This window comes from Sphingobium amiense (assembly GCF_003967075.1).
GTDB lineage: Bacteria > Pseudomonadota > Alphaproteobacteria > Sphingomonadales > Sphingomonadaceae > Sphingobium > Sphingobium amiense.
Genome location: NZ_AP018664.1, coordinates 3,247,682 through 3,259,039, shown reverse-complemented (window position 1 = coordinate 3,259,039; position 11,358 = coordinate 3,247,682). Strand labels below are relative to the sequence as shown.

Here is an 11,358-nt window from a genome sequence, read left to right as displayed (position 1 = left end):
TCATTCCCGCGAAGGCGGGAATCCATCTCCCGCGCTATCCGATGCTGGCGGCGTTTGATCGGCGCGCCTGCTCCCTAATGGCTCAAAACCGAAATCAAGGGCCAAATCACGCCAATTGGGATTGTTCCGCTCGATCATGTTGATCTTCCACTGCCGATTCCATTTCTTGATCTGCTTTTCCCGCCTTATTGCCTCCTCCATGGAACCGCCGCTCTCGAACCATACCAACCGGTGCACGCCGTAGTCGCTAGTGAAGCCTTCAATCAAGCCGGAACGATGCTGGTGAAGGCGTTGAGCAAGATTTGACGTGACGCCGACATATAGCGTGCCGTTTTTGTGGCTGGCGAGCAGGTAAACGGTCGGATCGAAGTCGCTTTGCATGGTTAGGTCCGGAGATGGATTGCCGCCTTCGCGGCAATGACGATCATGAGGAGACTAAGCCCGCGCCCCCAGCAACGCGCCGCCAAAGCCGATGAAGAGCAGCCCTGTGCCCCGGTTGAAGAGCCGCTGCCGGTTGGCCGGCTCAAGCCAGCGGGCGAGGCGCGCGCCGCCCAGCGCGTAGACGCCGTACCAGAAGCTTTCGATCACCACGAAACTCGCTATCAGGATGGCGAGCTGAAGCCAGAAGGGGCGGTCGAGCACGATGAACTGGGGGAAGAGCGCGGCGGCGAAGATGATGAGCTTGGGATTGGAAAGCCCCGTCAGCAGTCCGGTCGCGTAGAGCGCGCGGTCCGACCGCACCGGCCTTGCCTCGACGCTCCCGCCCACCGGCGCGCGCCACGCCTTGATGCCCAGCCACAGGAGATAGGCGACGCCCGCATAGCGCAGCACGTCGAACAGGCGCGGCGAAGCCTTGAGCAGCGCGCCGAGGCCCAGCGCCGACGCCACAAGGCACAGCAGCACCGCGCTCATCAGGCCTGCCATCGTGCTTGTCGCCTTGCGCGGGCCATGGGCGATGCTCTGCGTCATGACATGCAGCATATTCGGCCCCGGCGTCGCCGAAATCAGGAAAACCGCCGTGACATATATCGACCAGAGATGCAGCGACATGGGTTTCCCCCCAACCTGCGATAACAAAAAGGGCGCCGGAAGCATCTGCCCCGGCGCCCCTTTGACGATCCTGCGACCGGTCCGGTCAGGCTGCGGGCAGCGCAGCCTTCGCCTGGGCGACGATGGCGCTGAACGCCTCGCCTTCGTGCATCGCGATGTCGGCCAGAACCTTCCGGTCCAGTTCGACGCCGGCCAGCTTCAGGCCGTGCATGAACTGCGAATAGGTCAGGCCTTCGGCGCGGACGCCCGCGTTGATGCGCTGAATCCACAGACCCCGGAAGGTCCGCTTCTTCACCTTGCGGTCGCGATAGGCGTATTGGCCGGCCTTTTCGACGGCCTGGCGCGCGACGCGGATGGTGTTCTTGCGACGGCCATAATAGCCCTTCGCCTGATCCAGAATCCGCTTATGCTTCGCCTTCGTGGTTACACCACGTTTGACACGTGCCATGGGTCAGAACTCCTTACTTGAGGCCGTAGGGCGCCCACAGGCGCACATGGCCGGCATCGGCGTCCGACAGGACGGACGTGCCGCGGTTCTGACGGATATATTTCGCGTTGTGGCTGATCAGGCGGTGACGCTTTCCAGCGACGCCGTGCTTGACCTTGCCGGTGGCGGTGAACTTGAAGCGCTTCTTCACACCGCTCTTGGTCTTCATCTTGGGCATTTTCGTCTCCTTTTTCAGCGCGACGATTACGAACAGCCACGGCAGCCCTAGTTAGCCGGGCGGTTCTTCCGAATATCGCGAAGGGCGGCCCTTAGTGGCCCTGTCCCCAAAAGGCAAGCGATTCGGACAGACTTCGGCCTTGTTTAGGCCTTGAAGCCCCTGAGGCCCAACGACATACTTGGCCAGACTTAAGGGGGGCGGGCATATGACGATCGTCAAATGGACAAGCATATTGATCCTTACGATCATCGCCGGAATCTTGCTAAGCCAATGGCTCATCGACGAATCCGTGCGGCAGGTTCCTGTCTGCGCGCGACTGGCAGACCCCGCCTTTGGTCGATGCCTGCAAAATGCCGAGTTGGCAGTAGCGCAGGGTGAATCGAGAATTACGGCGATCGGCATCGCGGTCGCTATCATTTCCACCGTGGCGCTCATCGTTACGATTGCCTTGACGGCGCAGGCTACCGCGGCGGCGACCAGAGCCGTTGAATTGGCCAATGAGGAAATCAAGCAGTCGAAATATGTCTCGAGCCTGGAGCTTCGCCCTTATCTCATCCTGGAAGACGTCGCGATCAGATATTATTGCGACATCGGCGGACCTGTCACCGGCTGGTCAGTGGCCATAAAAATGCAGAACGCCGGTAGCACTCCAGCCCGTTATGCCGTTTCCCGCACACAATGGCAGATATTTGATGTTAAGCCCCCGGGCAATTTCGCATTCCCTTGGAGCGGCGACGTCGAAGATTATTCGCTGGTCGGACCCGGGGGCAATATAACCGGAAACACCGAAATCATTCCCGCAGAGGTCATTGACCGCGTCATAAGGGGCGAGCAGCGTCTTCATGTGTGGCATTGGATCGAGTATCAAGGTTTCACGCCTAATGAACGGTATCGCACGGAAACCCATGTTCAGATGACGTTGTTTGCGGGCACGTCGCAGTCTCGCGATCTTAAATTCAACGCCAATCTCCATCCGCGCCACAACGGAATGGATGAAGATTGCACGTGTCCACTTGTCACTCCCTACGTCACCAAAGCCATGCGCCGTTCAACTCCGGTATCGGAACATACGGCCTGACCTATCTGGTTTCGGTGTTTAATGTGGCGCGTGCCCCGCGCTCTGGATCGCTTCGAGCACGTCCTCCAGCCGCGCCGGGTCGCCGAGCGCGAGCACATGGCCTTCGCTCTCCGCAGTCAGCGGCTCGCCATTCCAGTCGCACATCAGGCCGCCCGCGCCCTCCACCACCGGCACCAGCGCGGCGAAGTCGTAGCTCTGGAGGCCCGATTCGATCACGATGTCGAGGAAACCGGACGAAAGCAGCCCGTAATTATAGCAGTCTCCGCCATAGACCGGTCCCTGCCGCGGCGACCCGCCCGATATGGCGGCCACCAGTGCCAGATAATGCGGCACATCGGCGTCGGCGAACAGATGCGGGCTGGTGGTGGCGATGCCCGCGCCTTCCAGTTGGCGGCAGGCGCGCGTGCGCACGGGCTTGCCGTTGAAGGTCGTGGGCTGCCCGCTCATCCCGGCCCAGCGCTCCCGCCCGATCGGCTGGTCGATGATGCCGATCGTCGGCCAGCCGCCCTGGGTGAGGGCGATCAGCGTGCCGAAGATCGGCCGTCCCGCGATGAAACTGCGCGTCCCGTCGATGGGATCGAGTATCCACACCCGCTCCGCATCGGCGCGCACCGATCCATATTCCTCCCCGACGATGCCGTCGCCGGGCCGCTCCCTTTCCAGGATCGCGCGGATCGCCGCCTCTGCCGCACGGTCGGCCTCCGTCACCGGCGATTTGTCCGCCTTCATCTCGACATCGTAACGCGCGCGGAAAAAGGGGCGGATCGCTTCGCCCGCAGCGTCGGCAAGGCGGTTGGCGAGGGCAAGGTCGTCGCGGCTGGTCATGAGCCAACGCCCTAGCGGATCGGTTAAGCCTTCCGCAACCCGGCCGTTCTAGCGTCTGACGGGAAAGGGGCGGGCAATGGCGCTTGTCGGGTGGATATTGAGTTTCGCGGCGCTGTTCGGCGGGCTGGCGCTGCGGCAGGATATGCCGCTGGGCGGTTCCGACACGCTGTCGAACCTGCTCATCGGCCTGTCGGTGCTGTCCTGCCCGATGCTCTGGCAGGACAGGCCGCTGGGCGTTTCGCGCGGTCAGCGGATCGTCGCCGCGCTCATTCTCCTGTGCGCGACGCCGCTGCTGCTGATGCCGGCGGCCTGACGCGCCTCAGTCGAACAGGCTCGAAACGGAACTTTCGTCGGCGATGCGCTTGATCGCCTCGCCCAGCAGCGGGGCGATGGGCAGGTGGCGGATACGCTTCGCGCCGTTCACCGCGTCGGTGCCCTGAATCGAATCGGTGATGACGAGTTCGAGCAGGTCGGACGCCTCGACCCGAGCCACCGCCCCGCCCGACAGCACGCCATGGCTCACATAGGCAATGACGTCTTCCGCGCCCGCGCCCTTCAGCGCATTGGCCGCGTTGCATAGCGTGCCCGCCGAATCGACGATGTCGTCGATCAGCACGCAGAAGCGGCCCTTCACGTCGCCGATGATGTTCATGACTTCCGATTCGCCAGCCCGCTCGCGCCGCTTGTCGACGATGGCGAGGGGGGCGTTGTCGAGCCGCTTGGCAAGCGCGCGAGCGCGCACCACACCGCCCACGTCGGGCGACACGACCATCAGGTTGCGGTCACCGAAGCGCGCCTGAATGTCCGCCGACATGACCGGCGCGCCGAACAGATTGTCGGTCGGAATGTCGAAAAAGCCCTGGATCTGCCCGGCATGGAGATCGACCGACAGCACCCGGTCCGCGCCTGCCGTGGTGATGAGGTTGGCAACCAGCTTGGCGCTGATCGGCGTGCGGGGGCCGGGCTTGCGGTCCTGCCGCGCATAGCCGAAATAGGGGACGACCGCCGTGATCCGCTTGGCCGACGCGCGTTTCAGCGCGTCGATCATGATGAGCAGTTCCATCAGATTGTCGTTGGTCGGATAGGCCGTCGACTGAATGACGAACACGTCCTCGCCACGCACATTCTCGTGGATTTCGACGAACACCTCTTCGTCGGCGAAGCGGCGCACGCTGGCGTCCGTCAGGGGAATTTCGATATAGTCGGCGATGGCGGCCGCGAGCGGCTTGTTGGAATTGCCGGTCATGAGCTTCATGGCCAAGACTCCCCGAATGACGTGACGGATTGATGACGCTGCGCGAGACGCGGCCCCTTTAGCGGCGGGATGCCCGGGTGGAAAGGCGTTTTGCGCCGCTGTCGAAAATCGACTAGGGCGCGGCCCATGACCGACAAACTCGTGATCGCGCTGGCGCAGACCACTCAATGCGTGGGCGACCTCGCCGCCAACGCCGATGCGATGCTGGAATGGCGCGCGCGGGCGGTGGGCGCGGACCTCATCGTCTTTCCCGAACTGCAACTGATCGGCTATCCGCCCGAGGATCTGGTGCTGAAACCCGCGCTGGTGGACCGCGCGAACGCGGAACTGCACCGGCTGGCGCAGGCGACGGCCGATGGCGGCCCGGCGATGCTGGTAGGCACGGTGGTCGCCTCGCAGGGCGTGCTCTTCAATGTCGTCGCCCTGCTGGAGGACGGTGCCGTCACCGCGATCCGGCAGAAGCGCGAGCTGCCCAATTATGGCACGTTCGATGAGAAGCGCCTCTTTGCCCCTGGCCCGCTTCCTGCCCCGATTCCGTTCCGGGGCGTTCAGATCGGCGTTCCGATCTGCGAGGACATCTGGTTCCCCTTCGTCACCGCGCATCTCAAGGCGCAGGGCGCCGACATCCTCATCAGCCCCAATGGCAGCCCGTTCGAGGTCGACAAGGACGACCGTCGCCTCAACGCCGTCGCCGGAACGCGGGTGCGCGAAACCGGCCTCCCGCTCGTCTACCTCAACCGCGTCGGCGGGCAGGACGAACTGGTGTTCGACGGCGCGTCCTTCGTGATGAACGGCGACCTTGGCATCGCGCACCAGATGCCCGACTGGGAAGAAGCGCTGACCCTCACCCATTGGGAAAAGCGCGAGGGGGCGTGGACCTGCCTGCCGGGCGAGCGTCACGAACTCGATCCGCGCCCGGCCGATATCTACAACGCGATGGTTCTGGGCCTGCGCGACTATGTGAACGGCAACCGCTTTCCCGGCGTGGTGCTCGGCCTGTCAGGCGGCATCGATTCCGCCCTGTCCGCCGCCGTCGCGGTCGACGCGCTGGGGGCGGACCGGGTCTGGTGCGTCATGATGCCGTCGCGCTTCACCTCGCAGGACAGTCTGGACGATGCCGTCGAATGCGCGCGCCTGCTGGGTGTCCGCTATGACAGCATCCCCATCGAACCGGCGGTCGGCGCGTTCGATACCATGCTCGGCCCCCTGTTCGAGGGCCGCCAGCGCGACCTTGCCGAGGAGAATATCCAGTCTCGCATCCGGGGCGTGACGTTGATGGCCCTCTCCAACAAATTCGGCCACATGCTGCTCACGACCGGCAACAAGAGCGAGATGTCGGTCGGCTACGCCACCATCTATGGCGACATGGCGGGCGGCTATTCGGTGCTGAAGGACGCTTACAAGACCACCGTCTTCGACCTTTGCCGCTGGCGCAATGCGCATGTCCCCTCGCTCGGCCTCGGACCTTCGGGTCCGGTGATGCCCGAGCGCGTCATCACCAAGCCGCCCAGCGCCGAGCTGCGCGACAACCAGCGCGACGACGACAGCCTGCCGCCCTATGAAGTGCTCGACCCCATTCTCTACGGCCTTGTCGAAGAGGAGCTGTCGGTCGATCAGCTCGTTGCGCGCGGTTTCGATCGCGACACCGTCGCCCGGATCGAGCGGTTGCTCTATGTCGCGGAATATAAGCGCCGCCAGTCGCCCCCCGGCGTCAAGCTCGGCACGCGCAATTTCGGGCGCGACCGCCGCTATCCCATTACCAACGCGTTCAGAACGACATGACCGTCATCACCCGCTTCGCCCCGTCGCCGACCGGGCATCTTCATGTCGGCAACATCCGCGCCGCGCTTCACAACTGGCTGTGGGCGAGAAAGTCGGGCGGGCGTTTCCTGCTTCGGCTCGACGACACCGACCTTGAACGGTCCCGGCCTGAATATGCCGACGCGATCCGCGCCGACCTGACATGGCTCGGCCTGCATTGGGACGGCGAGGAAAGGCAATCCGATCGCTTCGCCCCCTATGAACAGAAGTTCGAGGCGCTGAAGGCGGCGGGCCGCGTCTATCCGGCCTATGAAACCGCGCAGGAACTGGACCTGCGGCGCAAGGTGCTGCTGGGGCGCGGCCTGCCGCCGGTCTATGACCGTGCGGCCCTGTCGCTGACGCCGGAGCAGATCGCGGCTTATGAAGCCGAAGGCCGCGCGCCGCACTGGCGTTTCCGGCTCGATCATGACCGGCCCATCGTCTGGACCGACCTCATCAGGGGCGAGCAGCGTTTCGATCCGAAACTCCTGTCCGATCCCGTGATTCGCCGCGCCGATGGCTCATGGCTCTATATGCTGCCCTCGGTGATCGACGATGTCGCCATGGGCGTGACGCATGTGCTGCGTGGCGAGGATCATGTGTCGAATACCGCGACGCAGATCCAGATGTTCGAGGCGATGGGCGCGCCGCTGCCATCTTTCGCGCACGAAGCGCTTCTGACCGGGAGCGAGGGCAAGCTGTCCAAGCGGCTCGGCTCGCTCGGCGTCGCGCATTTCCGGGAGCGGGGGATCGAGCCGATGGCGATCATTTCCCTGCTCGCGCGCCTCGGCAGTTCGCAGCCGATAGAGCCGTTCGCCGACCGGACGCCGCTGGTCGAGAGCTTCGACTTCGCCCATTTCGGCCGCGCGCCCGCCCGCTTCGACGAAACCGAACTTGCGACCCTCAACCAGAAGATCGTCCATCTGCTGCCTTATGAAGCGGTGGCGGATCGCCTGCCGCAGGGCATGGACGCTGCCGCATGGGACGCGATCCGCCCCAATCTGGAGACGGTGGCGGGCGCGGCGGACTGGTGGCGGATCGTCACCGGGCCGATCGACCCTCCGGAAGCGGAGGCTGACGATCGCGATTATCTGGCGGCGGCGCGGGACATCCTGTCTGAGGCATCCTTCGACGCGGACGTGTGGCGCCGTTTGACCGACGCGCTCAAGGATCGCACCGGACGGAAGGGCAAGGCTCTGTTCCTGCCGCTGCGCCGTGCGCTTACCGGACTCGATCACGGGCCGGACATGGCGCGGATGCTCCCGCTGATCGGCAGGGACGAAGCGCTGCGGCGGCTGTCCGCCTAGGCCATCGTCTCCAGCGCCCTGCCGACTGCAAGGATTCCCTCCGGCGCGGCGGCAAAGCCCATATGGGTGCAGTCGACCTCGATCGCCTTGTCCCGCTCCCCTGCGCGGCCTCTGGCGCATTCGGGTAGGATCACCCCGTCCCGTCGTGACCAGAGCGCGATGGTGGGCACGGGGGGCTTTTCCTCGCGCGTGCAGGGGAAAGGCGGACGGTCCACCGGAAAGCCCGAAACGAGCTGGTAGAGCCGCCATGCGTGATTGGCGCGCGGATCGCCTGAAAAGGGGGTTCCCATCGTCACCACGCCGCCGACCTTTTCCGGCGCGAACTTCGCATATTCGCGCGCATAAAGCCCGCCAAGGCTCCAGCCCACCAGAGTCACCGGCGCGCCGGTCCCCTGCCGGATCGCGTCCACGCGCGCGTCGATCTTTTCCAGACTGTCGGGACGCGGCCCGAAATTCCTGCCCATTCCCCAGTCATAGGCGTCGAAACCCGCCATGGTGAGGATATGCCGCATCCATCCCATCCGCTGTTCCGACGCCATGAGACCGGGGATTAGCAGCACCTGCCGCCCATCGCCCCTGATCTGCGAAGCCAGCGTCGCAGCCTGCGCGCGCGTGCGGGCAAGGTCGAAGGGCACGCCCAGATTGCCGATCAGATGCTGGACGGGCGGCACCAGCGTCGGGCGCGGTCCGCGCGCGAAGCGATCCTTCCAAAATCGGCTGGCATGTTGAACGGCGGGCAGCACGGCGACGACAGATCCTCATGACCCGTGCCTTGAGCGGGCGACGGGCAAAGATGACAATGTCGTGACAAACGCACCCTGCGTCCATCGGTTTCGGCGACCGCGATAAACGGTTCGTCGATTGTGACAGCGTTTTAAGGGGCGAGCGGTGAGGTCTGCGAAACTGCTGCGCCTTCGGCGCTCCGGAGCTGCCGGGGTTCCAATATGGCCGCCGTTTCGATGAGGTCGAGCGCCCGCCGCGCCTCCATGTAGCGCCGCGCCGCCTGCACCCAGCCGTCCGCGACGCGGCTTCCCGGCATGCGCTCCACTTCCGCCAGCGCCGCGCCGACGCGCCCGCCGTCGATGTAGCGCAGCGCGCGCTCCATCGCGACTTCGGGGCGGGGGGAGGGCGTGGCTTCGCGGCGGATCGTCATCAGCTCCCGCGCTTCCCTCTCCACCATGTCCCACCAGCTCGCGCCCGCCGGCGGCTTGGTCAGCCGGTCCGCGATGCCGGCCAGCCCTTCGCGCAGATCGGTGAGCGTGATCGGTTCACGTGCGGCATTGATGATCGCGGCGACCGCGCGGGGCTGCGCCTGCCCGAAGCGCAGCCGCAACTGCCCCTCGATATAGCCGAGCGGCTGCCCGCTATCGAGCGCGCGCCGGGCGGCGAAGGCGACCAGCAGCCCTTCGGCGCGGGCGGCATTACCAGACGCCGCCTGCGCTTCGACCATGATGCGGTTGAGCCTTTCCTCCAGTTGCACGACCCGCCCGTCCAGTATCTGCCCGGCCTCGGGCGACAGTGCCGCGCTGGCGGCGCTGCGCGCGGGGACGGCGGAGGGCGGCGAGGCGGGGGTGCGCTGGGCGGCGGCCTGCGGCTGTGCGCCGCGCTGCTTCTGGATGAGGGGCCAGACCCACAGGGTCGCGGCGACGCCCACGATGAAGGCCAGCAGCGTCAGGATGATGATCGGCACCGCGCTTCGCCTGCGTGCCGGGACGGCCACGGCAGCGCCGACAGCCTCCTCCTCCTCGCTCATGCCGACCCTTTCGTCACTCATCTGCTCAGTCATTCGCACAATCGGCGGGCAAGGGCCAGCATCTCGTCATCGCGCGGCCGGGCGGGGTGCGTCACGCTCGCCCAGCCGTCGCCGCAGACGCGGGCGGCCGCCGCGCCGATCGCTACGATGTGGAGACCGGCACGGGTCTCTTCGGGAAACTGCTCCGCCACCCGTTCCCCGGCGCGCGGGGAATGGACCAGCAGCACCGATCCCGGCACCGCGTCCGCTTTCAGAGCCGGGGCGGGCGGCAGCGCGATCATGCTGTAGACCGCCACGCGCGTTACATGCAGCGGCCCTGTTTCCATCGCCGCCACGGTGGTGCCCGACAGATGCAGCACCCGGCTGCGCCTTTCGTCGGCGATGCGGCGGGCTATGGCGCTGCCGTCTTCCGATCCGCTCGTCACGGCCGCAAAACCCGCCTCTTTCATCGCCTGCGCCGTCGCCTCGCCCACCGCATAGGCGGGCAGCGCCCGGTAGTGGTCGAGGCCCGCGCCCGCCAGCCGCACGCCATTGGCGCTGGTCAGCAGCAGTGCGTCGAAATGCTCGGGCGGCGGGGGTGTCCACGCGACCGCCTGCGGCGCGAAGAGCGGATGCACCGCCACGTCCAGCCCCATCGCCCGCGCCCCATCCGCCGTGCGCGAGGCGGCAGGCTCGGGGCGCAGGACGATGACCCGGCTCACCCCTCGAACAGCGCCCGCAGCGCGGGGCTTGCGCGGTCCAGCAGAGCGCGCCCGACCGCCTGCGCCGCGGCCCGGTCGGCGCGCGGCAGCCAGCATTCCTCGCGCACCGTCTCGGTCCCGTCGGGACTGATGATCTCTGCGCGCAGATGAACCTCGTCGCGCCGCATCAGCCCCAGCGCGGCGATCGGCGAATGGCAGGTGCCGCCCAGCGCCTCCAGCACCGCGCGCTCGCTCATCACGCAATCGAAAGTGTCGCCGTCGTTGATCGCGGCCAGCGCTTCCATCACCGCCCGATTGTCGCCCAGCGTCTCGATACCCACCGCGCCCTGCGACGGCGCGGGCAGCATCATTTCGACCGGGAGCGCGGCGCCCACACCCTGCTGCTCCAGCCGGTCGAGGCCCGCCGCCGCCAGCAAGGTCGCATGCACCTCTCCCGCCGCCAGCTTGGCGAGGCGGGTCGCGACATTGCCGCGGAACAGCGTGATGGTGGCGTCGGGCCGCAGCCTTTTCACCTGCGCGGCGCGGCGCGGAGAGCTGGTGCCGACCAGCGGCCGGTCTGGCAGCGCCTCGAAACTGTCCGCCCCGATCAGCCGGTCGCGCACGTCCGCGCGGGGCAGCATCGCGGCGATCCGGAACTCCGCCGGACGGATCGTCTCGACATCTTTCATGCTGTGCACGGCAAAGTCGATCGCGCCCGACACCAGCGCCCGGTCCAGCTCCTTGGTCCACAGCGCCTTGCCGCCGATGTCGGCCAGCGCGCGATCCTGAATGCGGTCGCCGCCGGTCTGAACCGTCACGATCTCGATGGCGTCCCCGCTCCAGCCATGGGCGGCCATCATCGCCTGTGCGGTCATGCGCGCCTGCGCCAGCGCGAGCGGCGATCCCCTGGTGCCCAGGCGCAACGGTCGGTCGGTGAAAAGCATA

14 protein-coding genes are annotated in these 11,358 nt (G+C 66.1%); 4 read left to right on the top strand and 10 right to left on the bottom strand.

Annotated features, from left to right (window positions below; translation table 11 throughout):
- The 4 genes from SAMIE_RS15905 to rpmI form a co-directional block, all read right to left on the bottom strand.
- Complete coding sequence (locus SAMIE_RS15905; RefSeq protein WP_066699832.1) at positions 1-381, bottom strand: GIY-YIG nuclease family protein; 381 nt, start codon at positions 379-381, stop codon at positions 1-3.
- A gap of 54 nt (positions 382-435) precedes the next feature.
- On the bottom strand, positions 436-1,050 hold the full coding sequence (locus SAMIE_RS15900) for a LysE family translocator (protein ID WP_066700025.1): 615 nt from the start codon (positions 1,048-1,050) through the stop codon (positions 436-438).
- Between the two features lie 85 nt (positions 1,051-1,135).
- Positions 1,136-1,498, bottom strand: a complete 363-nt coding sequence (gene rplT / locus SAMIE_RS15895; RefSeq protein WP_066699834.1) for a 50S ribosomal protein L20 — start codon at positions 1,496-1,498, stop codon at positions 1,136-1,138.
- 13 nt (positions 1,499-1,511) lie between these two features.
- Positions 1,512-1,715: a 50S ribosomal protein L35 gene (gene rpmI, locus SAMIE_RS15890; RefSeq protein WP_066699836.1), complete on the bottom strand. Its 204-nt coding sequence runs from the start codon at positions 1,713-1,715 to the stop codon at positions 1,512-1,514.
- A gap of 205 nt (positions 1,716-1,920) precedes the next feature.
- On the opposite strand from rpmI, the gene SAMIE_RS15885 reads away from it, so the two are divergent.
- Positions 1,921-2,793, top strand: coding sequence for a hypothetical protein (locus SAMIE_RS15885; protein WP_066699838.1), 873 nt, complete (start codon positions 1,921-1,923; stop codon positions 2,791-2,793).
- A gap of 18 nt (positions 2,794-2,811) precedes the next feature.
- Here the strand turns inward: SAMIE_RS15885 and SAMIE_RS15880 are convergent, their stop codons facing one another.
- Positions 2,812-3,618: an inositol monophosphatase family protein gene (locus tag SAMIE_RS15880; protein ID WP_066699840.1), complete on the bottom strand. Its 807-nt coding sequence runs from the start codon at positions 3,616-3,618 to the stop codon at positions 2,812-2,814.
- A gap of 76 nt (positions 3,619-3,694) precedes the next feature.
- On the opposite strand from SAMIE_RS15880, the gene SAMIE_RS15875 reads away from it, so the two are divergent.
- A complete protein-coding gene (locus tag SAMIE_RS15875; protein ID WP_066699842.1) occupies positions 3,695-3,931 on the top strand; it encodes a hypothetical protein in 237 nt (78 codons plus the stop codon).
- A gap of 6 nt (positions 3,932-3,937) precedes the next feature.
- On the opposite strand, the gene SAMIE_RS15870 is transcribed toward SAMIE_RS15875, so the two are convergent.
- Positions 3,938-4,873, bottom strand: a complete 936-nt coding sequence (locus tag SAMIE_RS15870) for a ribose-phosphate pyrophosphokinase (protein WP_066699843.1) — start codon at positions 4,871-4,873, stop codon at positions 3,938-3,940.
- A 126-nt stretch (positions 4,874-4,999) separates the two neighbouring features.
- Here SAMIE_RS15870 and SAMIE_RS15865 point away from each other — a divergent pair, with 126 nt between their 5' ends.
- Positions 5,000-6,655, top strand: coding sequence for an NAD+ synthase (locus SAMIE_RS15865; RefSeq protein ID WP_066699845.1), 1,656 nt, complete (start codon positions 5,000-5,002; stop codon positions 6,653-6,655).
- Entirely contained in the window at positions 6,652-7,980 is a 1,329-nt protein-coding gene (gltX, locus tag SAMIE_RS15860) for a glutamate--tRNA ligase (protein WP_066699847.1), read from the top strand. The genes SAMIE_RS15865 and gltX overlap by 4 nt, the downstream gene beginning before the upstream one ends.
- Here gltX and SAMIE_RS15855 read toward each other — a convergent pair.
- The 4 genes from SAMIE_RS15855 to hemC all read right to left on the bottom strand — a co-directional run bounded on the left by SAMIE_RS15855 (position 7,977) and on the right by hemC (position 11,357).
- Complete coding sequence (locus SAMIE_RS15855; protein ID WP_232037282.1) at positions 7,977-8,723, bottom strand: esterase/lipase family protein; 747 nt, start codon at positions 8,721-8,723, stop codon at positions 7,977-7,979. The two genes, gltX and SAMIE_RS15855, sit on opposite strands and share 4 nt — an antisense overlap.
- Before the next feature lie 131 nt (positions 8,724-8,854).
- Complete coding sequence (locus SAMIE_RS15850; protein WP_066699848.1) at positions 8,855-9,766, bottom strand: hypothetical protein; 912 nt, start codon at positions 9,764-9,766, stop codon at positions 8,855-8,857.
- Positions 9,763-10,434 (bottom strand): uroporphyrinogen-III synthase, encoded by a 672-nt coding sequence (locus tag SAMIE_RS15845; protein WP_066699850.1) that lies wholly within the window; start codon positions 10,432-10,434, stop codon positions 9,763-9,765. The genes SAMIE_RS15850 and SAMIE_RS15845 overlap by 4 nt, the downstream gene beginning before the upstream one ends.
- Positions 10,431-11,357: a hydroxymethylbilane synthase gene (gene hemC, locus SAMIE_RS15840; protein WP_066699852.1), complete on the bottom strand. Its 927-nt coding sequence runs from the start codon at positions 11,355-11,357 to the stop codon at positions 10,431-10,433. The genes SAMIE_RS15845 and hemC overlap by 4 nt, the downstream gene beginning before the upstream one ends.
- Position 11,358 lies beyond the last annotated feature (1 nt).